The sequence below is a fragment of the Bradyrhizobium sp. FW305-F6 genome (assembly GCF_058782905.1).
The window spans coordinates 810,717-832,014 of the sequence record NZ_JBYSYD010000002.1; the positions used below are offsets into that span (position 1 = coordinate 810,717).

Here is a 21,298-nt window from a genome sequence, read left to right on the forward strand (position 1 = left end):
CATGTTGTCTCAGATCGCGCCGGAGGCGCGGGTGAAGGCTCTCTCCTCTTGGGAGTTCTCGCTTGCGGAGTCACCCTCTCCGCAGCCCTCCCCGCAAGCGGGGGGGAGCGCACCGCCGCCGCGGCTGCGTCTCACTACGATCTCGACAGCTACAGCTAATGCCTTGTCGCCGACGGATCCGGCAGGTCCAGCAGCGCCTCGGTGAAGGGGAACTCGAGCACGATCTCGCCTTCGGCGTCGGTCACCTCGATCACAGCATCCAGCAGCGCCCGCTGGGCGCCTTCTGACTTCACCACCTCCAGGATCATCTGGCGCGCGACCTCCCAGGCGCGATCGGGGTTGCGCAGATCCTCACCGTCAGGATCCACGATCAATTCGTCGCCGATACGGGTGTTGAAGAAATATCTGGGCATGCCTGATCCAATAGGGTCCCTGTCCCCGAAGTGAAGCCGTTCCGCACTCACAACTCGTTTATCCCGACAGGGATCACGACCTATCGGCAATTCTGCGAATGAACTCGTACATTTCCAAGGATGCAAGACGCTCTCTTTGCAGTGCAGCAATTCTGCCAGCTACGACCGAGGTCGGGAAAATTTCACTGGCGAACTTTTCCGCCGGCATTAGTTTAACAAGCGGGCGGATACGTCCCGAATTCGCAAAGAGATGGAGAGCCGAAATGGCCTGGAAAGCCCCGAAGATCGTCGAAGTGCCCTGCGGCATGGAAATCAACATGTATGTGAGCGCCACCCGCAAGTAAGCGGTTGGTGGAAACGCGTTCTGCGCAGGTGGATCTTTCGGCTCCGCATTCGTTCGGTCACGATGCGTTTTCCGGACAACAGGATTGTGTCGGCCTGAGATCCACCTCGCAAATTTGCCCGCCAGGAGACGGATCATGCTTCGCGTCGTCGTCCTGGGCGCCGCAGCCGGCGGCGGAGTTCCCCAGTGGAATTGTGGCTGCGAGGGCTGCCGGGCGGCCCGCAATGGCGGGCCTGAGCTGCACCGGACGCAGGCCTCGGTTGCCTTCAGCGGCGACGGCCAGAATTGGTTCCTGATCAACGCCTCCCCCGACCTGCGCCAGCAATTGAACGCCACGCCGCAACTGCACCCCAGGGAGGGAGTGCTGCGCCATACGCCTGTCGCAGGCGTGATCCTGACCAACAGCGAAGTGGATGCGGTGGCGGGCCTGCTGTCGATGCGCGAGAGCTCGCCATTCACGATCTACGCGCATGAGAAGGTGCTGGCGATCCTGGCCAGCAACAGCATCTTCAACGTGCTCAACGAGAAGCACGTGCGGCGCCAGCCGATCGTCATCGGCGAGCCATTCGAGCCGCGCCTCACCGACGGCGCGCGTTCCGGACTGGAAGTGCTGCCCTTCGCGGTCGCGGGCAAGTCAGCCTGGTATCTGGAAGGCAAGACGCATCCCGGCGGCAACGGAGGCGATGGCGATACGCTGGGCCTGAAGATCACCGACAAGTCGACCGGACGATATTTCTACTTCATCGCCGCCTGCGCGGAGGTGACCGACGCGCTCAAGGCCGAAATCGACGGCGCCGCGCTGGTGTTCTTCGACGGCACGGTCTGGCGGGACGACGAGATGATCAGGGCCGGCCTCGGCCACAAGACCGGCAAGAGCATGGGCCATGTCGCGATGTCCGGCGCGGACGGCGCCATCGCGCGGCTGGCCGACCTCACACTCGACAGGAAGCTGTTTCTGCATATCAATAACTCGAACCCGGCGCTGCTGCCCGGCTCGCCCGAGCGCAAGGCCGCCGAGCAGGCGGGCTGGCAGATACCCGCGGATGGAACGGAGATCGTGCTGTGAACGCCGCATCACTGACTGGAATGACCGCGCTCTCGATCGGCAGGGACATCCGGCTCACAAGCGCCGAGGAGCTGGAGGCGGCGCTGCGCCATATCGGCGCGACGCGCTACCACAGCCTGCATCCGTTCCATAAGCTCCTGCACGGCGGCAAGCTGAACAAGGGCCAGGTGCAGGCCTGGGCGCTCAATCGCTACTATTACCAGAGCACGATCCCGATCAAGGACGCGGTGGTGATCTCGCGGTTCCGCGACCGCGCCACGCGGCTGGAATGGCGCCACCGCATCGAGGACCATGACGGCGACGTCGGCAGCGAAGGCGGCATCGAGCGCTGGCTCAAGCTGACCGAAGGGCTCGGGCTCGACACGGCCTACGTGGAATCCACCGAAGGCATCCTGCCGGCGACGCGCTTTGCGGTCGAAGCCTATGTCCATTACTGCCGCGAGAAGAGCCCGCTGGAGGCGATCGCCTCCTCGCTCACCGAGCTGTTCGCGCCGAACCTGCATGAAGAACGCATCGCCGGCATGCTGGAGCATTACGATTTCGTCAACCCCGACATCATGAGCTACTTCAAGCGCCGCCTGACCCAGGCGCCGCGCGATGCCAATTTCGCGCTCGACTATGTCAAGGCGCACGCGACGACGCCGGAACAGCGCGCGCAGGTCTGCAACGCGCTGATCTTCAAGACCAACGTGCTGTGGGTGCAGCTGGACGCGCTGCAGCACGCCTATGTCGAGGGCCACATTCCGCCGGGCGCGTTCGTGCCCAAAGCGAGCTGAAGAGGAACTGGGATGGCCGGGCCGCGTCACATCAGCGTCAGCGAGGCAAGCCGCCCCGTGCTGCCGCGGCATGCCAAGCTGAAATATGACGAGACGCGGCAGGTCTGGGTGATCCTGGCACCGGAACGCGTGCTGGCGCCGGACGAGATCGCGGTCGAGGTGCTGCAGCTGTGCGACGGCAAGCGCAGCGTCGGCGACGTTGCCGACCAACTGGCCGCGAAATACGCCGCGCCGCGCGAGGCGATCCTCACCGACGTCATCGCCATGCTGCAGGATCTCGCCGACAAGGGCTTTCTCACCGAGATCAGGGAGAAGACGTCATGAGCGACGTGACCATCCCGCCCAGCGACAGCCTCGCGGTGCTGGAGAAGCAGCGCTCGACGGCGGAGACGTTCGGCATTCCGCTTGCCGTGCTGCTCGAGATCACCCATCGCTGCCCGCTGCAATGCCCCTATTGCTCCAACCCGGTCGAGCTCGACCGTTCGGGCAAGGAGCTGACCACGGCGGAATGGAAGAAGGTGCTGACCGAGCTCGCCGAGATCGGCGTGCTGCAGGTGCATTTCTCCGGCGGCGAGCCGACCGCGCGCAAGGACCTGGTCGAGCTGGTGAAGCACGCCAGCGACGTCGGGCTCTACACCAACCTCATCACCTCCGCCGTACTGCTGACGCGCGACAAGCTCGGCGAGCTCGCCGATGCCGGGCTGTGCCACGTGCAGATCTCCTTCCAGGGCATCGAGGAAGGGCTCGCTGATCGCGTCGGCGGCTACAAGGGCGGCCACCGCAAGAAGCTCGAGGTCGCGAGGTGGACTCGCGAGCTGGACCTGCCGCTCACCGTGAACGCGGTGATGCACCGGCAGAATCTGCACCAGCTCCCGGACATCATCCAGATGGCGCTCGATCTCGACGCCGACCGGCTCGAGGTCGCCAACGTGCAGTATTACGGCTGGGCGCTGAAGAACCGCGCCGCCTTGATGCCGACCGTGGCGCAGCTCGACGAATGCACACGCACCGTCGAGGAGGCGCGCGAGCGGCTGAAGGGACGGCTGACGATCGACTATGTCGTGCCGGATTATTACGCGCTGCGGCCGAAGAAATGCATGGGCGGCTGGGGCCGGCAGTTCTTCAACATCTCGCCGGCCGGCAAGGTGCTGCCCTGCCACGCCGCCGAGAGCATCACCGGGCTCGATTTCGAATCCGTGCGCTCCAACCATTCGATCGCCTGGATCTGGCAGAACTCCGAGGCCTTTAACCGCTATCGCGGCACCGGCTGGATGAAGGAGCCGTGCAGATCCTGCGAATTCCGCGAGATCGATTTCGGCGGCTGCCGCTGCCAGGCCTTCGCGCTGACCGGTGACGCCGCCAACACCGATCCGGCCTGCGCGCTGTCGCCGCTGCACGAGACCATCTTCAAGCAGGCGGAAGCCGAGGCCGGGGGCGAGAACAGCCGCTTCCTCTATCGCAACTTCGCCGGCGGCACTCTGGAATCCGGGAATGATGCCTGACGCCGACGCGGCCACTTCCGTCAAACGCGCCGATCCGTTTGCGCCACTGACCTCCGAGATGCTCGACGTCGGCGACGGCCACGAGATCTACGTCGAGAGCGTCGGCTGCAGCGACGGCATCCCCGCGATCTATCTGCACGGCGGGCCCGGCAGCGGCTGCCAGCCCGACCATCGCCGGCTGTTCGATCCCGAGCGCTTCCGCGCCGTGCTGTTCGACCAGCGCGGCTGCGGCCGCAGCCGGCCCAAGGGATCTCGCACGCACAACACCACGGCGCATCTGATCGCGGACATGGAGAGGATCCGCGAGAAATTCGGCCTCGAACGCTGGATGGTGGTCGGCGGCTCCTGGGGCGCGACGCTGGCGCTGGCCTACGCCGAAGCGCATCCGGAGCGGGTGTCGGGTATCGCGCTGCGCGCGACGTTTCTCGGCACCCGGGCCGAGGTCGAGGCAGCCTTCACGGCTCGCCTCCCGCAATTCTATCCCGCACTCTACGAGGATTTTCTGAACGTGCTGACGCCCGAGGAGCGCGAGCGGCCGGTGGAAGCCTATTATCGCCGCATCCTCGATGCCGATCCGGCCGTGCATGGCCCCGCGGCGCGCGCCTGGCACGACACGGAGCGCGTCTTGTCGGAGCACAAGCCGGCCAAGACGCGGCTCGACCTGGCGTCGCTGAATGTCTGGCGGACATTGCCGGCGACGCCGTTCATGGAAGCGCATTACTTCATCAACGACAGCTTCATGAGCGAGAACCAGCTGCTGCGCAATGCGGGCCGGCTCGCCGGCATCCGCGGCATCATCGTGCAAGGGCGCTATGATCTGTTGTGTCCTCCCGCAACTGCACAGGCCCTTGCGAAAGTATGGCCGGGTTCCGAGCTTCGCATCGTGGAAGAAGCCGGACATTCGCTCTATGATGGCGGCGTGAGGGACGCGGTCATGAAGTCGATCGCCGACCTCGCATCGAAGATTTCGCGCTAGGTCTATCCCCTCATCCTGAGGAGCGCGCCCTTCGCGCGCGTCTCGAAGGATGAAGGCCGAGATGCGGCAGCCGGGCCTTCATGGTTCGAGACGCGCGAAGACGCGCTCCTCACCATGAGGGGTGAGCATGAAAGGACAAGAACAATGCCGCTCGCCGGAAAAGGCATGCTGCTGACGTCGATGAATGTCGATGCAGCTGACGAAGCCGATTTCAACCGCTGGTACGATCGCGAGCATCTGGAAGAGCGCGTCGCGATCGACGGATTTCTGGAAGCGCGGCGCTATGTCGCGCATGCCGCCAATCCCAAATATCTCTCGCTGTACTCGACCGAAACGCTCGACGTGCTCGACAGCCCCGCCTACCGGGCGCGGCTCGCCAACCAGACCGAATGGTCGCGGCGGACCATGGCGCATTTCAAGGACATGCTACGCGTTGTCGCGCGTATCACCATCAGCAAGGGCACCGGCCGCGGCGCCGCACTCGGGGTGGTACGGCTGCGCCCGACCCGCGACACTGCCGGCGCATGGCGTGATGCACTGCAAGAAAAGCTGGCGCCGGAGACGCACGACGGCATCATCTCCATGCATCTGCTCGAAAGCGAACCCGAATTGTCCGGCGCGACGGCGGATATTCCGGCGGTGCGCAACGAGGGCGCGCGCGACTGGTTCGTGCTGATCGACGGCACGCATGTCGGCGCGGTCTCCGCCGTGATCGCCGAGCGCTTCACGGGTCCTGCCGCATCGCCGCTGCCACCTCCCATATCCGTCGGCACGTACTGCCTGATGTGGGACCTCGCGAAGAGCGACATCGCGTAGGGGTGACCTCACAATTGCGATGTGGAGGCAGGCGTGCGCCTCTCTTCTGTCATTCCGGGGCGGCGCGTAGCGACGAGCCCGGAATCCATTTGTCCACTGACTCGCAGTCCGATGGATTCCGGGCTCGCGCCTATCGGCGCGCCCCGGAATGACGGAGAGTGATGCTGCAGCGCACGCATCTCGCGTGCGGCGTTAATGCTGTGTGCGCGTAGCTCCCATGAAAGCCGGTCCGCGCGCAAATTTGCCGTTGTACTTCGGAACGGTTCTAATAAGCTAACTCGATGAGGTCATTCAGAAACCAGATCGAGACGCGTTAAGCGTCCGCCACGCTCAACCAAAAAAGGCCGCGGGGTCGTTGAGCCTGCGCGGACAGGGTAGGAATGAAACCGACCGATATCGCGGCCCCCGACTACTTTCACAAAGTGGTCGATTGCCAATGGGCCTGTCCAGCGCACACCCCCGTTCCCGAATACATCCGACTGATCGCCCAGGGCCGCTACAGCGACGCCTACATGATCAATTGGAAATCGAACGTGTTTCCCGGAATCCTGGGCCGCACCTGCGACCGTCCGTGCGAGCCGGCGTGCCGGCGCGGGCGCGTCGAGGAGACTCCGGTGGCGATCTGCCGCCTCAAGCGCGTCGCCGCCGATTTCAAGGACGACATCAAGCAGAGGCTGCCAAGGCCCGCGCCGAAAAACGGCAAGCGCATCGCGCTGGTCGGCGGCGGCCCCGCCTCGCTGACTGTGGCGCGCGACCTTGCGCCGCTCGGCTATCACTGCACCGTGTTCGATGCCGATCCGGAAGCCGGCGGCATGATGCGCACGCAGATCCCGAAATTCCGCCTGCCCAATTCGGTGATCGACGAGGAGACCGGCTACATCCTGGGTCTCGGCGTCGATTTCAAGGGCGGACACCGCATCGAGAGCATGAAGGCGCTGCTCGCGGAGAAATATGACGCGATCTTCGTCGGTTCCGGCGCGCCGCGCGGCCGCGAGCTCGACATTCCCGGCCGCAAGGAGGCAGCCAGCAACGTCCATATCGGCATCGAATGGCTGGCCTCGGTCTCGTTTGGCCACATCGACAAGGTCGGCAAGCGCGTCATCGTGCTCGGCGGCGGCAACACCGCGATGGATTGCTGCCGAACCGCCCGCCGCCTCGGCGGCGAGGACGTCAAGGTGATCGTGCGCTCCGGCTTCGAGGAGATGAAGGCCTCGCCCTGGGAGAAGGAGGATGCGCTCCACGAGGACATTCCGATCCTCAACTTCATGGTTCCGGTCGCCTTCGTGCACGAGGGCGGCAAGCTCACCGGCGTCACCTTCCAGAAGGTGAAGGCCGAGTACGACGCCAAAGGACGGCGCAATCTCGTTCCATCAGGCGAGCCTGACCAGACCATCGCCTGCGACGACGTGCTGGTCGCTGTGGGACAGGAGAACGCCTTCCCCTGGATCGAGCAGGACTGCGGCATCGAGTTCGACAAATGGCACATGCCCAAGGTCGATCCCAAGACCTTCGCCTCGACTAACCCGAAAGTGTTCTTCGGCGGCGACGCCGCGTTCGGTCCGAAGAACATCATCTGGGCGGTCGCGCACGGCCACGACGCCGCGCTGTCGATCCACAAGATGCTCTCGGGCGAAGACATCAGCGAGCGCCCCCTGCCCGACGTGCAGGTCTCGTCCCAGAAGATGGGCATCCACGAATGGAGCTATGACAACGACATCTCGCTCGACAAGCGCTACAAGGTGCCGCATCGCGACAAGGTGGTTGCGCTCAAGGACATCCGCGCCGAGGTCGAACTCGGCTACGACGTCAAGCTGGCGCTCGGCGAAGCGCATCGCTGCCTGAACTGCGACGTGCAGACCGTATTCTCGACCTCGCTCTGCATCGAGTGCGACGCCTGCGTCGACATCTGCCCGATGGACTGCATCACCTTCACCGCCAACGGCGAGGAAGACGATTTGCGCCATCGCCTGAAGGCGCCTTCGCTGCACCCCGACCAGGACCTCTACGTTTCCTCCGATCTGAAGACCGGGCGCGTGATGGTGAAGGACGAGGATGTCTGCCTGCATTGCGGGCTGTGCGCCGAGCGCTGTCCCACCGGAGCCTGGGACATGCAGAAATATTTCATCGAGATGACCCACGCAGGTTCGACATGTCCGACAAAAAGCCGATCAGCAGCGTAAACGACTTCGTCGTCCGCTTCGCCAACGTCAACGGCTCGGGCTCGGCCAGCGCCAACGAGATGTTCGCCCGCGCCATCCTGCGCCACGGCGTGCCGGTGTCCCCGCGCAACATCTTCCCGTCCAACATCCAGGGCCTGCCGACCTGGTACGAGGTGCGGGTGACGGAAGACGGCCATCTCGGCGCCCGCGGCGGCGTCGACATGATGGTGGCGATGAACCCGCAGACCTGGGACAAGGACGTCGCCGGCATCGAGCCCGGAGGCTATCTGTTCTACGATTCAACCAAGCCGATGCCGTCGACCAAATTCCGCGACGACATCACGGTGATCGGCGTGCCGCTGACCGCGATCACCAACTCGACCTATACCGACCCGCGCCAGCGCCAGCTGTTCAAGAACATCATCTATCTCGGCGCGCTCAGCGCGCTGCTCGACATGGACCCGAAGCTGATCGAGCAGCTGATCGGCGAGCAGTACAAGGGCAAGGAGAAGCTGCTCTCCTCCAACGTCCACGCGCTGCATCTCGGACGCGACTGGGCGCTCTCGAACCTGAAATGCCCGATCGGGCTTCGCGTGAGGAAATCCGACAAGGTCGGCGACCGCATCTTCATCGAAGGCAACAGCGCCGCCGCGCTCGGCGCGGTCTATGGCGGGGCCACGGTGTGCGCCTGGTATCCGATCACGCCGTCCTCTTCCGTTGCGGAGGCCTTCACTGCCCATTGCAAGAAGTACCGGCACGATCCTGAGACGGGCAAGGCGAAGTACGCGATCGTGCAGGGCGAGGACGAGCTGGCCTCGATCGGCATCGTGATCGGCGCATCCTGGAACGGCGCCCGCGCCTTCACCGCGACCTCCGGCCCCGGCATCTCGCTGATGACCGAGTTCATCGGCCTCTCCTACTTCGCCGAGATTCCGGCCGTGATCATGAACATCCAGCGCGCCGGCCCCTCGACGGGCATGCCGACCCGCACCCAGCAATGCGACATCATCGCCTGCGCCTATGCTTCGCATGGCGATACCAAGCATGTGCTGCTGTTCCCGGAAGATCCCGCCGAAGCCTTCGAGTTCGCGGCGGCCGCCTTCGACCTTGCCGAGCGGCTTCAGACCACGATCTTTCTGATGCTCGATCTCGACATCGGCATGAACCACCGGCTCTGCCGTCCGCTGAAATGGGACGATGCCAAGCAATATGATCGCGGCAAGGTGATGACCGCAGAGATGCTGGACGAGGGCCGCGACTTCGGCCGTTATCTCGACGTCGATGGCGACGGCATTCCCTACCGCACCTATCCCGGCACGCACCCGACCAAGGGCTCCTATTTCACCCGCGGCACCTCGCGCGACCGCTATGCGCGCTATTCCGAGGAAGGCTCGGTCTATGCCGACAACATGCAGCGCCTGGTGCGCAAGTTCGAGACCGCGCAGGACCTGGTGCCGCGGCCGCTTCAGGCCAATGCGGAACGGCCGACCAAATATGGCGTGATCTATTTCGGCTCGACCTCGCCGGCAATGGACGAGGCGATCGGCCTGTTGGAAACACGCGGGCATCAGCTCGACCGGCTGCGCATCCGCGCCTTCCCGTTCCACTCGAGCGTGGCGAGCTTCCTCGCCGAGCACGATTTCGTCTACGTGGTCGAGCAGAACCGCGACAGCCAGCTGCGTCAGCTCATCGTCAACGAAAACGGCATCGATCCCGTCCGCCTCGTGCCGATCGTGCACTATGACGGCACCCCCATCACCGCCCGCTTCATCGCCAAGGCGATCGGCGACCACCAGGACCACCTCAAGGTGACCCCGCTGCGAAAGGCGGTGAGTTAGCTACGGGACGAACGCCGGGCTGGGGCGGCGGCCAGGCGCCGATAGGGCGCATTCGCGCCAATTTGTCGCGGGGCTCGCGCCGCGCTCGGCGTTCCGATGCGAAATGCTTCACACTCGGACCAGCTCGAAGGTGAGAGGATCGTCCGGCATTCGATCCCTGCGCGCTTCGAGGAAACTGACATGAAGGCAGTTGTACTGGCTTGTGTTCTTTGTCTCGTCGTGACCGGGCCGGCGGCGGCCCAGCCCGCCCCCTCGCCCACTCCGACCATCACCGTCACACCAACGCCCCGCCTGTCGGCGCTGCGGTTGACCAAGGCGACGGCAGTCCTCAAGACCGACGCCTTGCGCCGCATCGATCGCAGCATCGTCGATAAAAACATCGCCGCTCACTCTATTCCCGCTACAAAACTGATAGACGCGCGGCTGGGCAGCGCGGTCGCAGGCTTTCAGCAAAAGCTCGAGCAAATGCGACTGCAACAAGCCGCCGCCCACAAGCAGAATCCGCAATTTGTCGGCGTCATTGATTCCGTCAAAATCGGCGACACCGAAATCAGTCTCGAGCGTCGCAGAGTTCGCACCGGGCGCGGTGTCCAGAACCTGCTGCTGACCCGGTTCGGCGGGCAGTATGTCTATGACGGCGACTTGATAGTACCATGGACCGCGATCGAAACAGGCAACGCCGCCGGATTCTCCGCTGGCGTGGCCGGCACGTTCGGGAAAGGTTCGCTGTGGGACGATGCAATCATTCCCTTCGAGGCCGATTCCAACTTCTGTTGCAGGGACGCGCTTGCCGATGCCATAGCGTTCTATGAAGCGAATACCATCTTCCGCTTCGTTCCGCGCGACGGCCATGAAACCTATGTCCGCTTCATCAACGCCGAAGCGTTCACCACAAGCCGTACTGACCTGGGCAAGGCGCAGGGCGAGAACATCATTCGTATCCAGGGTACCAGGCTCAGCGGGCAACCGGTTGACGCCTTTGCCCTGAGCGGAACCATTCAACACGAGATCGGACACAAGCTCGGACTCATCCACGAGCACCTGCGTTCCGATCGAGACAAGTTCATCGCTCGCAATCCGTCATGCGCGGTCAACAACATATTCCAGGGCATCTATGAAGGCTGGATCGATGCTGGACAGGTCGCCATTGTCGACGATTCGGCCGAACTCCTCACGGGCTACGACTTCGACTCGCTCATGCACTACAATTTCCTGCTGGACACGAACGGCGATGGCTTCGGCGACTGCTCGACTTGGGTCCGCATCGCCACTTGCCCCGGTCGCGATCCGACGTCACCGGCCTGCAACAGCACCTTTTCGTCCGATCAGCTGACCAGCCGGGACATCGAAGGCCTGCACAAGCTTTATGCCCGCATACCGAACGATCCGGAGATCAGGACGTTCTCGGGCGACAATGTGCGCCACCGGGGTCGCAAGGTCGATCGCTGTCTGCAGGGACTCCCGTTCGGACAGAATGGCTGCTCGGCTGAATCCCGCGGCGCAGCCGCGGATGCATTCTGCAGGGCCAAGGGTTTCCAACATGGTGTCGGCATCACCACCGAGAGCGCCTGGGGCGAACATTCCGGATATGATGTGGTTGTCGGCTGGAAGAACGTGTGGGGGACCGACGTCATCTCCTCAGTCACCTGCGAAGGCCGAAGCTCCGATCCCGAGGCCGTCAGCAGCGGCGATCTGGAGGCCCAGATTTTCACCAGAGACGAGATCAAGGTCGGCGGCCGGCGGGTGGATCGCTGCGTTCATGGCGACAGGATTATCGGTGACCGCTGCAGCGAAGAAAACCAGCAACGGATTGCGGGCAGATTCTGCGAGCTCAAAGGCTTTGACCGCTCGTCGTCCGAAAGTACTGACTTCGCAGTGGAGATCAATGCGACGGGGTTTCACCCGTCGACCAATGAGTTCAACAACGTCAGCAGCCTCGATATATTCACCGAGGTGACCTGCGTGCGGCGCCCCCGGGCGAGAGCCGCGACAAGCCTCAGTTTCAGCGGCGCAGAGGTAGAGCATCGGGGCAAGCGCATCGATCGGTGCTTGCAGGGAACGAGCTTTGGCGAAGACGGCTGCTCGGCGGCTGCGCAAAGGCGCGTGGCCAGGGAATTCTGTCGGGTCAAGGGTTTCCGGGACGCCAGCAACGTCCAACTGCAAGGCGACGTCGGCGAACACTCGATCTTCGACAAGGTGGTCGGGTGGAAAAACGCCTGGGGGACGGACATCATTTCGGCGGTCCGATGCGAAAACGAGACGGAGGACGCTGCGGCTGTCCGAACCAACGCGCTGGAAGAACGGAGATTCAGCGGAACCAGGGTCAAGCTATCCGATCGGCATATCGATCGGTGCGTCCACGGGGACGGAATCTCGGGTGATCGCTGCAGCGTGGTCAATCAGCGGCGGATTGCGGACAAGTTCTGCGAGCTCAAGGAATTCGATCACGCGACGGTGTTTGCGACGGACGGCCGCGTCGACTTGAACACGACAGGCTTCCGACCAAGAACGGACGACTTCCAGGACGTGAGCAGCCTCGACGTTTTCACGGAGATTACCTGCGTCCGGGCACCGTCATAGCCAGAAGTCGAGGGATCGCTTCCTTCCAAAGCGAGCCTCATTCATAGACTTCTGCACTGCAAGCAAACTGCTGCACTGCGAAATAAAGTGGTGCCAGCTCGGTTCGCATCCGCGCTGGTCCGCTCGGTCCTGTATCAATTTTCCTGCAGATCGGGTAACAATGCTGTCGCGTCCACGAGAGGTGCGCCGGCAACATGACCTACATCGCAAAACCGAAATTCCATCATCCGGGCCTGAAGAAGAACGCGCTCGGCTATACGCATCGCGACTACGAGGGCAAGATCTCGACGCTGTGCGCCGGCTGCGGCCACGATTCGATCACGGCCTCGATCATCGAGGCCTGCTACGAGCTTTCGATCGAGCCGCACCGGGTGGCAAAAATCTCCGGCATCGGCTGCTCGTCGAAGACGCCGGACTATTTCCTCGGCAATTCGCACGGCTTCAATTCCGTACATGGCCGCATGCCCTCGGTGCTCACGGGCGCCAACCTCGCCAACCGCGATTTGATCTATCTTGGCGTTTCCGGCGACGGCGATTCCGCCTCGATCGGCTTCGGCCAGTTCGCGCATTCGATCCGGCGCGGCGTCAACATGACCTATATCGTCGAGAACAACGGCGTCTACGGCCTGACCAAGGGCCAGTTCTCGGCGACCGCCGACCGCGGCTCCAAGAGCAAGAAGGGCGTCACCAACACCGACAACGCCATCGACCTCGTCGCAATGGCGCTGCAGCTCGGAGCCACCTTCGTGGCGCGCAGCTTCTCCGGCGACAAGAGCCAGCTGGTGCCGCTGATCGCAGCCGCGATCCGCCACAAGGGCGCATCCTTCATCGACGTCATCAGCCCCTGCATCGCCTTCAACAACCATGCCGGCTCGACCAAGAGCTTCGACTATGTCCGCGAGCACAATGACGCGGTGAACCGGCTCGACGTGCTGGTCGGCCGCGATCCCATCGCAGTGGACTACGCGCCGGGCACGGTGCAGATGGTCGAGCAACATGACGGCAGCAAGATCGCGCTGCGCAAGATCGACGCCGACTACGACCCGCACGACCGGCTAGGCGCCCAGACCTTCCTCGCGCGCCACGCCGCCAAGGGCCAGATCGTTACCGGGCTTCTCTACGTCGACCCCGATGCGGAGGACCTGCACGAGCACCTCAACACGGTCGAGACCCCGCTCAACACGCTGGAAGCCGACATGCTCTGCCCGGGCTCGGCGGTGCTGGACAAGATCAACGCCAGCCTGCGGTGACCCTACCGGACGCTTGAACGTGGAGCGCCGGCGCCGCGACTAACGGCAGACCGGCCCGCCACCCTGCGGGTCATTGCCGCCACGCGTTCGGTGCGACCATGAAGCTTGCTCTTGTCCTTCCGCTTGCCCTTGCCGCATTCGTCGGCGCGGCCCAGGCCGAGGACGGCGACGACATCCGCGAGGCCGGCAAGGCCGAAACAGCGACCTTCAATACCCGGATGTATGCGGGCGCGCCCGGCAACAAGACCTATGCCTGCTTCGTCCGCCGCTACGATGCCGACCATCTGGCGCGGCATCCGAAGCAGAAGGTCGCCGCGATGAAGCTGCTGATCTCGGCGGAGGTCGACCCCGAGGACAGGGAACTGCATACCTCGTTCCGCCTCGGGTTCCGGTACCGTCATCGCAGCGGCGATTTCGACTCCAGCGGTTCCTGCAACCACGTCGTGTTCACTGCGAGCGGCGGCGGCGAGGTGCGCCTCGGCTGCGGCGTCGACTGTGACGGCGGCGGCATCGGCGTCGCGCTCTCCAGGGACGACAAATCGGCGATCGTGCGGCTCGAACGTGTCAGGGTCTGGCAGAACAACAAGCCGGACGACGACGCCGAGCATTCGCTGACAGCGGGCGCCGATGACAAGATTTTCCGGCTCGACCGCGCCGACAACAGCGAGTGCGCTTCGCTCGTGACCGACCGCAAGGAGCTCGCGGCGCTGCGCCACAAGTGATATGCCTGCGGCAACGCCAGGCAATCCAGGGAGAATGCCATGAACCGCCGCAGCATCTTGTGGAGCGCCGTCTCGGCCTTGGGTGCAGCGCTCGGCGCTTCGAGCGCAAAAGCCGCGACCGATGCCAGCGCCGGTACCAAGCTGAAAGTCGTGTACCATCTCAGCGACGCCGAGAAGGTCCAGTTCGTGCTCGGCAACATCCAGAACCACATCGACGGGGTCGGCGGCCCCGAGAACGTGACGATCGCGCTGGTGATCCACGGCCCGGCGCTGAAAGCGTTTCACTCCGCACAGGCCAATCCTGACGTCAGCAAGCGCGTCGGCGATTTCTCCAAGGGCGGCGTGGAGTTCGCTGCCTGCGGCAACACGATGAAGGCGCAGAACGTCACGCTCAACGAGCTGCTGCCGGGCTTCGTCAACGCCGAGAATGGCGGCGTGGTGCGTTTGGCCGAGCTGCAGTCGCAGGGGTATCTGTATTTGCGGCCGTAGGGATGCAGGGCCGCCGCATGGTATTGGACCAGCCGGGTGGCCGGTTCTGGCAGACGGGCTCGACTGGATCGACGATCTCCTGAAGAGGCTGGGCGAGGTCATGAGACAACGACTTGCGAAGCGCGCCGCGAAGGTGACGGACGCAGCCTCGCCCTCCAAGCTGATCGACGGCAGGATCAAGGAGCTCGGCGACTGGCGCGGCGAGATGCTCGCGCGCGTCCGCGGCCTGATCAAGGACGCGGATCCCGACGTCGTCGAGGCGTGGAAATGGCGTGGCGTTCCCGTGTGGGAGCATGACGGCATCATCTGCACCGGCGAGACCTACAAGCAAGTGGTGAAGCTGACCTTCGCCAAGGGCGCAGCGCTGGCGGATCCTACCGGGTTGTTCAATTCCAGCCTCGACGGCAACGTCCGCCGCGCGATCGATATTCGCGAGGGCGAGGCGATCGACGCGAAGGCGTTCAAGGCGCTGATCCGCGAGGCCGTGGAGCTGAATGCGTCGAAGAAGAAGCCGGCCAAACGTTCCGCATAGTGAAGCAGCCACGAACCTCTTCCTTCTCCCCTTGTGGGAGAAGGTGGCGCGAAGCGCCGGATGAGGGGTCTCTATCGACACGGGAATGTGCGGAGCGATACCCCTCACCCCAGTGCGTTTGTCTCCCGGCGTCGCTGCCCTCTCCCACAAGGGGCTATCGGATTCACACATCTCGAAAAGAGAATCTTCTTCAATGAGTTAGCTGAAGGCCGATATTGGGCACTCACATGCGACGGAACCGAAGAAAGTGACTCGAATGACTCGCATTTCCGGATTGGCGGGCAGAAGGCTCCGACAGAGATGTGTGAACATAGTAGCCCACAAGGGGCGAGGGCACATTAATGCGCAGCTCGCTCTTTGCCCCGCGTAGACCGCCTCACGCCACGGCGGCCGGGACCGGGCGCGGGCTGACGACGTATTCGCGCAGGACCTTGTCGTTTGCGTCGACCTCGATCAGCGCGACGTCGTAGGTCCAGAGATCGGCGAGGTGCTGGAGCACGCGCTTGGCGTCGGTCTCGTTGAGCTGCGAGCCCTTGATGACGTGGTGATGCAGGATCAGGCGGCGGTTGCCGGCGAGATCGACGTCGACCACCTCGATATTGGCGTCGATGAAGCCGACATCGTGCTGCCGCGCCAGCTCGCGGCGGACGCGGCGGAAGCCGCGCTCGTCGTGGATGGCATCGACGCGGATGCCGGCACGCTCCTCGGGATCGTCGTGCAGGTGGAACATGCGGAAGTGCCGCATCAGTTTCGGGCTCAGGAACTGGCCGATGAAGCTCTCGTCGCGGTAATTGGCCCAGACGTCGCGCAGCACGCCCATCACGTCGCCCTTGCCGGCGATGTCGGGGAACCACTCGCGGTCCTCGTCTTCCGGCCTGGTGACGATGCGCTCGATATCCTGCATCACGGCAAAGCCGAGCGCGTAAGGGTTGAAGCCGGAGAAACGGGGATCGTCGAACTCGGGCTGGAACACCACGTTGGTGTGAGACCCCAGGAATTCGAGGAAGTTGCCGTCGGTGATGCGGCCCTGCTCGTGCAGCTTGGTCATGATGCGGTAGTGGACGTAGGTCGCCGTCCCCTCGTTCATCACCTTGGTCTGGCTCTGCGGATAGAAATATTGCGCGATGTGGCGGACGATACGGAGCAGCTCGCGCTGCCAGGGCGCCAGCCGCGGCGCGCTCTTCTCCAGGAAATAGAGCAGGTTCTCCTGCGGCAGGCCGAGCAGCTTACGGCGGCGCTCGACGCTGAGCGTCGAGCGGCTCTTGGCGGCCCCCTTCGGCACCGTGCGCCAGAGGTCGTTGAAGACCTCCTCCTCGTGCTGGCGGCGTCGCCCGGCCCGCTTCTCCTCGGCGCGCAGATCGAGCTTCTTCTTGCCGGGGTAGCGGTCGATGCCGTGCGACATCAGCGCATGCGCGGCATCCAGCGTGCGCTCGACCTCGATGCGGCCGTAGCGGTCCTCGCACTGCATGACGTAGTTCTTGGCGAAGTCGAGATAGTCCAGGATGCCGTCGGCGTCGGTCCACTGCTTGAACAGATAATTGTTCTTGAAGAAATGGTTGTGGCCGAAGGCGGCGTGCGCGATCACCAGCGTCTGCATCGTCGCCGTGTTCTCCTCCATCAGATAGGAGATGCAGGGCGAGGAGTTGATCACGATCTCATAGGCGAGCCCCATCAGGCCCTTGCGGTAGGACGCCTCGTGAAAGGCAAAGTGCTTGCCGAACGACCAGTGCTTGTAGAACAAGGGCATGCCGACCGACGAATAGGCGTCCAGCATCTGCTCGGCCGTGATGACCTCGATCTGGTTCGGATAGACGTCGAGCCCGAGATCCTTCAGCGCCACCTCCTCGCAGGCATCGGTGATGCGCTGCAAGGTGTGAAAGTCCCAATCGGCGCCTTCGAACAAACGTTCCGTCATGGAGCGGCCTTCTCCTGGGCAGTGTCGCGGCGCTGGAACAGATCGTGGAACACCGGAAAGATCTCGCTGCGCTCCGAGACCTTGCGCATCGAGAGCGGCGCGCCGCTGTTGCGCAGGCGCTCATAGAGGCTCCAGAGCGAGGAGTCGGAGAGGTCGAAGGCGCTGCCGCCGGCCTCGCCGACCTCGAGATAGGCGAAGAACTGGCAGACCGGCAGGATCTTGTCGGTCAGCAGCATCCCGGTGAGCTCGCCGTCGGAATAGGAATTGTCGCCGTCCGAGGCTTGCGCGGCGTAGATGTTCCAGTCCGACGGATTGAAGCGCTCGCGCACGATCTCGTGCATCGCCTGCAGCGCGCTGGAGACCAGCGTGCCGCCCGAGGCCGGGCCGTAAAAGAAGGTCTGCTCGTCCACCTCCTCGGCACGGTCGGTGTGGCGGATGAAGACGATCTCGACGTGCTTGTAGCGCCGCTTCAGGAACACATAGAGCAGCATGTAGAAGCGCTTGGCCAGGTCCTTCATGTGCTCGGACATCGAGCCGGAGACGTCCATCAGGCAGAACATCACGGCCTGCGCGACCGGCCTCGGCACCGTCTCGAAACGCCGGTAGCGGATGTCGAGCGGATCGATGAAGGGAATGCGTTTGGACTTCGCTTTCAGCGCTTCGAGCTGGGCAATAAGCCCGGTACGCTCGTCCTCGTCCGTGCAGGCGGCGATCGCAGCTTCGAGCTCCTCGATCTCCTCCTTGCGGGGACGCTTGAGCGCGATGCGGCGCGCCAGCGCGAGCTTCACCGTGCGGCTCACCGAGATGTTGGCGGGCGAGCCCGACGTGGTGTAGCCGGCGCGCTGGATGCCCTCGCTCTCGGTCTGCGCGATCTTGCGCTTGGCGAGATCGGGAAGCTCGAGGTCGTCGAGGAACAGATCGACGAACTCGTCGCGGGACAGCACGAAGCGGAAGGCGTCCTCGCTGTCGCCTTCGCCAGGGCCGGAATCCTTCGCGCTGCCCTGGCCGGAGCGCTGGAGATAGTCGCCCTCGACGAACTTCTTGTTGCCGGGCAGGACCATGTCCCGCGTTCCGCCCTCACGGCGGAAGCGCGGCTCATGCATCCCGTCGAGCGGAATGGTGACCTCACCACCCTCCAGGACGTCCTTGATGTCGCGTTCCTGCGAGGTCTTCTTGACGGCGCCCTGCACCAGGGACTTGGCCCGACGCAAGAACCGCTGGCGGTTCTCAAGACTCTTGCCGCCTGGATTCAGGCGCCTGTCAATAATGTGAATGGGCACTTTACCATTCGCCTCCCAGCGGCCTCAGCCGGCCTGCTTCACGCGCATGTACCATTCGACGAGCCGGCGAACCTGACGCTCGGTGTAGCCGCGCTCCACCATGCGTGCGACGAACTCGCCATGCTTCTTCTCCGTCTCGCCGTCCTTCTTCGATCCGAAGGAGATGACCGGAAGCAGGTCCTCGACTTGGGAGAATATCCGCTTTTCGATCACATCGCGAATCTTCTCGTAGGAGGTCCAGGTCGGATTCTTGCCACCGTTCTGGGCCCTGGACCGTAACGAGAATTTGACGACCTCGTTTCGGAAGTCCTTGGGGTTGGCGATGCCCGCCGGCTTCTCGATTTTCGTCAGCTCCTGGTTCAAAAGCTCGCGATCGAGCAGCTGGCCGGTATCGGGGTCCTTGAAGTCCTGATCCTCGATCCAGGCGTCGGCATAGTCGACGTAGCGATCGAACAGGTTCTGGCCGTAATCCGAATAGGATTCCAGATAGGCCTTCTGGATCTCGTTGCCGATGAACTCGGCGTAGCGTGGCGCCAGATCCGCCTTGATGAACTCGAGGTAGCGCTTCTCGACCTCCTCGGGCAGCTGCTCGCGCTTTATCGACTGCTCGAGCGCGTACATCAGGTGGACGGCGTCGGCGGCGACTTCCTGCGGATCGTGGTTGAAGGTGGCGGCCAGGATCTTGAAGGCGAAGCGGGTGGAGACGCCATCCATGCCCTCGTCGACGCCGGCGGCGTCGCGGTATTCCTGGACGCTGCGCGCCTTCGGATCGGATTCCTTCAGGCTCTCGCCGTCGTAAACCCGCATCTTGGCGAACATCGTGGAATTTTCGTGCTTGCGCAGGCGCGACATCACCGAGAACCGCGCCAGCGTCTCCAGCGTCGAGGGCGCGCAAGGCGCCGACGCCAGCTCGGAACCCTGGATCAGCTTCTCGTAGATCTTCTGCTCCTCGGTGACGCGGAGGCAGTACGGCACCTTGATGACGCAGATGCGGTCGATGAAGGCTTCGTTGTTCTTGTTGGCCTTGAAGCTCGCCCACTCGGCCTCGTTCGAGTGCGCGAGGATCACGCCGGTGAACGGGATCGCGCCGATGTTCTCGGTGCCGATGTAGTTGCCCTCCTGCGTCGCGGTCAGCAGCGGGTGCAGCATCTTGATCGGCGCCTTGAACATCTCGACGAACTCGAGCACGCCCTGGTTGGCGCGGTTGAGGCCGCCGGAATAGCTGTAGGCGTCGGGATCGTTCTGCGCATAGGTTTCAAGCTTGCGGATGTCGACCTTGCCGACCAGCGAGGAGATGTCCTGGTTGTTCTCGTCACCGGGCTCGGTCTTGGCGATCGCGACCTGGCGCAGCCGCGACGGCTGGATCTTGGCGACCCGGAACTGGGAGATGTCGCCGCCGAAAGCTTCAAGCCGCTTGTAGCACCACGGGCTCATCAGGCCGGTGAGACGACGGCGCGGAATGCCGTACTTCTCCTCCAGCATCGGACCGAGCTGATCGGGATCGAACAGACTGAGCGGGCTCTCGAACACGGGCGAGAGTTCGTCGCCGGCCTTGAGCACGTAGATCGGATGCACTTCCATCAGCGACTTCAGCCGCTCGGCGAGCGAGGACTTGCCGCCGCCGACCGGGCCGAGCAGATACAGGATCTGCTTGCGCTCTTCGAGACCTTGCGCCGCGTGGCGGAAGAAGCCGACGATGCGCTCGATGGTTTCTTCCATGCCGTAGAAGCCGGCGAAAGCCGGATACGTGCGGATCGTGCGGTTCAAAAAAATACGGCCAAGGCGTGGGTCCTTGGCCGTGTCAATCGTCTGGGGCTCGCCGATCGCTGCTAGAAGTCGTTCGGCCGCGTTGGCATATTTCATGGGATCGCTTCGACACGATTCCAGATATTCCGCCATCGACATGTCGTGTTGGCTTCTCGCCTCGAACGACCGAGCGAAAGCGTTGAATAGAGAATCGTTGTACATGATCCCTCTCCGCGTGAGTTCCGCTACAAGCTGAAACGAAAGCAGTTACCGGACCGTTCCTCAGGCCGTTTTCGAATCAGCGTGAGCACATGACGATCATTGGACACCCGGGTGCCGGCTCGACGCAACGCACAACGTAGGCACTCCGTGAGTTAGGAACAGGCACCTGCCTGTAATTTGTGCGAATCTTTGTCTATTCTGGCTCATTTCCAGAAAATGTCACTCGCTCGCAACATCCGGGCGTTCCCGGGGATGGCTCCATCCGGCATCGCAGCATAGCGAGCCGGGAGCGGCGATCTTATGACACTGGCAGGGCAATGCTTTGGGCCGCGTTCATCTTCCTGCTGCATTGCGGGGTGCCGGCACCTCGCGCGTCGCGCCGAACGCGCAGCACCGTGACACAATCGCTGCCAAGCGAATGACGACGCGACCGTTCCGCTCGTAACGGCCGGCTTGGGATGCTGCGGAGCTGCCTTCTTGTCGCGGCCGCGACAATCATCAGCCGATCTCTCCGCCATCGATCGTGTGGCAGAAATTCACGCCAGCACGACTGCGAAGGACTCGATGGCGACGTCCCCCTGGTCGAGCGCAGCATTCAGATCGGCCAGATGGCCAACGCCATTTTACACAACAGTGAATGCGACGCCGGGATCGCCATGATCGCGACGGAGTT

General features: G+C 63.5%; 18 protein-coding genes. 14 read left to right on the plus strand and 4 right to left on the minus strand.

The genetic code is table 11. The features are described 5' to 3' along the window. Positions 1-155: 155 nt before the first annotated feature. A complete protein-coding gene (locus AC3WLX_RS15165; protein ID WP_492336549.1) occupies positions 156-413 on the minus strand; it encodes a DUF6894 family protein in 258 nt (85 codons plus the stop codon). 263 nt (positions 414-676) lie between these two features. On the opposite strand from AC3WLX_RS15165, the gene pqqA reads away from it, so the two are divergent. The 14 genes from pqqA to AC3WLX_RS15235 all read left to right on the plus strand — a co-directional run bounded on the left by pqqA (position 677) and on the right by AC3WLX_RS15235 (position 15,462). Continuing rightward, the gene (pqqA, locus tag AC3WLX_RS15170) at positions 677-757 is read left to right on the plus strand and encodes a pyrroloquinoline quinone precursor peptide PqqA (protein ID WP_007595659.1); all 81 of its coding nucleotides are present in this window, start codon (positions 677-679) and stop codon (positions 755-757) included. Positions 758-892: 135 nt separating this feature from the next. Further along, positions 893-1,822, plus strand: coding sequence for a pyrroloquinoline quinone biosynthesis protein PqqB (gene pqqB / locus AC3WLX_RS15175; protein WP_492336550.1), 930 nt, complete (start codon positions 893-895; stop codon positions 1,820-1,822). A 20-nt stretch (positions 1,823-1,842) separates the two neighbouring features. Beyond that, positions 1,843-2,598: a pyrroloquinoline-quinone synthase PqqC gene (gene pqqC / locus AC3WLX_RS15180; RefSeq protein WP_492337297.1), complete on the plus strand. Its 756-nt coding sequence runs from the start codon at positions 1,843-1,845 to the stop codon at positions 2,596-2,598. Positions 2,599-2,610: 12 nt separating this feature from the next. Beyond that, the gene (gene pqqD, locus AC3WLX_RS15185) at positions 2,611-2,922 is read left to right on the plus strand and encodes a pyrroloquinoline quinone biosynthesis peptide chaperone PqqD (RefSeq protein ID WP_291622920.1); all 312 of its coding nucleotides are present in this window, start codon (positions 2,611-2,613) and stop codon (positions 2,920-2,922) included. Next, positions 2,919-4,100, plus strand: a complete 1,182-nt coding sequence (gene pqqE, locus AC3WLX_RS15190) for a pyrroloquinoline quinone biosynthesis protein PqqE (protein ID WP_492336551.1) — start codon at positions 2,919-2,921, stop codon at positions 4,098-4,100. The genes pqqD and pqqE overlap by 4 nt, the downstream gene beginning before the upstream one ends. Next, entirely contained in the window at positions 4,090-5,076 is a 987-nt protein-coding gene (gene pip / locus AC3WLX_RS15195; RefSeq protein WP_492336552.1) for a prolyl aminopeptidase, read from the plus strand. The genes pqqE and pip overlap by 11 nt, the downstream gene beginning before the upstream one ends. Before the next feature lie 144 nt (positions 5,077-5,220). Next, positions 5,221-5,892 carry a hypothetical protein gene (locus AC3WLX_RS15200; protein ID WP_492336553.1) on the plus strand — a complete coding sequence of 224 codons (672 nt, stop codon included), beginning with the start codon at positions 5,221-5,223 and terminating at the stop codon, positions 5,890-5,892. 380 nt (positions 5,893-6,272) lie between these two features. Further along, complete coding sequence (locus AC3WLX_RS15205; RefSeq protein WP_492336554.1) at positions 6,273-8,072, plus strand: FAD-dependent oxidoreductase; 1,800 nt, start codon at positions 6,273-6,275, stop codon at positions 8,070-8,072. Beyond that, a complete protein-coding gene (locus tag AC3WLX_RS15210) occupies positions 8,042-9,889 on the plus strand; it encodes a 2-oxoacid:acceptor oxidoreductase subunit alpha (RefSeq protein ID WP_291622930.1) in 1,848 nt (615 codons plus the stop codon). The genes AC3WLX_RS15205 and AC3WLX_RS15210 overlap by 31 nt, the downstream gene beginning before the upstream one ends. A 180-nt stretch (positions 9,890-10,069) precedes the next feature. Continuing rightward, positions 10,070-12,469: a M12 family metallopeptidase gene (locus AC3WLX_RS15215; RefSeq protein WP_492336555.1), complete on the plus strand. Its 2,400-nt coding sequence runs from the start codon at positions 10,070-10,072 to the stop codon at positions 12,467-12,469. Positions 12,470-12,663: 194 nt separating this feature from the next. Next, entirely contained in the window at positions 12,664-13,719 is a 1,056-nt protein-coding gene (locus tag AC3WLX_RS15220; protein WP_492336556.1) for a 2-oxoacid:ferredoxin oxidoreductase subunit beta, read from the plus strand. A 98-nt stretch (positions 13,720-13,817) separates the two neighbouring features. Further along, positions 13,818-14,441 carry a hypothetical protein gene (locus AC3WLX_RS15225; protein ID WP_492336557.1) on the plus strand — a complete coding sequence of 208 codons (624 nt, stop codon included), beginning with the start codon at positions 13,818-13,820 and terminating at the stop codon, positions 14,439-14,441. Between the two features lie 39 nt (positions 14,442-14,480). Next, positions 14,481-14,930, plus strand: coding sequence for a DsrE family protein (locus AC3WLX_RS15230; RefSeq protein ID WP_291622938.1), 450 nt, complete (start codon positions 14,481-14,483; stop codon positions 14,928-14,930). Between the two features lie 100 nt (positions 14,931-15,030). After that, positions 15,031-15,462, plus strand: a complete 432-nt coding sequence (locus tag AC3WLX_RS15235) for a DUF1801 domain-containing protein (protein WP_492336558.1) — start codon at positions 15,031-15,033, stop codon at positions 15,460-15,462. A 376-nt stretch (positions 15,463-15,838) separates the two neighbouring features. On the opposite strand, the gene AC3WLX_RS15240 is transcribed toward AC3WLX_RS15235, so the two are convergent. From AC3WLX_RS15240 to AC3WLX_RS15250, 3 genes are read right to left on the minus strand one after another with little or no spacing between them, the layout of a single operon-like run. Next, on the minus strand, positions 15,839-17,377 hold the full coding sequence (locus AC3WLX_RS15240; protein ID WP_492336559.1) for a SpoVR family protein: 1,539 nt from the start codon (positions 17,375-17,377) through the stop codon (positions 15,839-15,841). Beyond that, positions 17,374-18,651, minus strand: coding sequence for a YeaH/YhbH family protein (locus tag AC3WLX_RS15245; RefSeq protein WP_291624976.1), 1,278 nt, complete (start codon positions 18,649-18,651; stop codon positions 17,374-17,376). Before AC3WLX_RS15245 ends, AC3WLX_RS15240 begins: the two co-directional genes overlap by 4 nt. Before the next feature lie 30 nt (positions 18,652-18,681). Next, positions 18,682-20,625, minus strand: a complete 1,944-nt coding sequence (locus AC3WLX_RS15250) for a PrkA family serine protein kinase (RefSeq protein ID WP_291624972.1) — start codon at positions 20,623-20,625, stop codon at positions 18,682-18,684. Between the last annotated feature and the right edge of the window lie 673 nt (positions 20,626-21,298).

Bases quoted from the DNA above. Each gene is read 5' to 3' on its own strand.
- AC3WLX_RS15165 (WP_492336549.1), bottom strand. From the start codon at position 413: ATGCCCAGATATTTCTTCAACACCCGTATCGGCGACGAATTGATCGTG.
- pqqA (WP_007595659.1), top strand. From the start codon at position 677: ATGGCCTGGAAAGCCCCGAAGATCGTCGAAGTGCCCTGCGGCATGGAA.
- pqqB (WP_492336550.1), top strand. From the start codon at position 893: ATGCTTCGCGTCGTCGTCCTGGGCGCCGCAGCCGGCGGCGGAGTTCCC.
- pqqC (WP_492337297.1), top strand. From the start codon at position 1,843: ATGACCGCGCTCTCGATCGGCAGGGACATCCGGCTCACAAGCGCCGAG.
- pqqD (WP_291622920.1), top strand. From the start codon at position 2,611: ATGGCCGGGCCGCGTCACATCAGCGTCAGCGAGGCAAGCCGCCCCGTG.
- pqqE (WP_492336551.1), top strand. From the start codon at position 2,919: ATGAGCGACGTGACCATCCCGCCCAGCGACAGCCTCGCGGTGCTGGAG.
- pip (WP_492336552.1), top strand. From the start codon at position 4,090: ATGATGCCTGACGCCGACGCGGCCACTTCCGTCAAACGCGCCGATCCG.
- AC3WLX_RS15200 (WP_492336553.1), top strand. From the start codon at position 5,221: ATGCCGCTCGCCGGAAAAGGCATGCTGCTGACGTCGATGAATGTCGAT.
- AC3WLX_RS15205 (WP_492336554.1), top strand. From the start codon at position 6,273: ATGAAACCGACCGATATCGCGGCCCCCGACTACTTTCACAAAGTGGTC.
- AC3WLX_RS15210 (WP_291622930.1), top strand. From the start codon at position 8,042: ATGTCCGACAAAAAGCCGATCAGCAGCGTAAACGACTTCGTCGTCCGC.
- AC3WLX_RS15215 (WP_492336555.1), top strand. From the start codon at position 10,070: ATGAAGGCAGTTGTACTGGCTTGTGTTCTTTGTCTCGTCGTGACCGGG.
- AC3WLX_RS15220 (WP_492336556.1), top strand. From the start codon at position 12,664: ATGACCTACATCGCAAAACCGAAATTCCATCATCCGGGCCTGAAGAAG.
- AC3WLX_RS15225 (WP_492336557.1), top strand. From the start codon at position 13,818: ATGAAGCTTGCTCTTGTCCTTCCGCTTGCCCTTGCCGCATTCGTCGGC.
- AC3WLX_RS15230 (WP_291622938.1), top strand. From the start codon at position 14,481: ATGAACCGCCGCAGCATCTTGTGGAGCGCCGTCTCGGCCTTGGGTGCA.
- AC3WLX_RS15235 (WP_492336558.1), top strand. From the start codon at position 15,031: ATGAGACAACGACTTGCGAAGCGCGCCGCGAAGGTGACGGACGCAGCC.
- AC3WLX_RS15240 (WP_492336559.1), bottom strand. From the start codon at position 17,377: ATGACGGAACGTTTGTTCGAAGGCGCCGATTGGGACTTTCACACCTTG.
- AC3WLX_RS15250 (WP_291624972.1), bottom strand. From the start codon at position 20,625: ATGTACAACGATTCTCTATTCAACGCTTTCGCTCGGTCGTTCGAGGCG.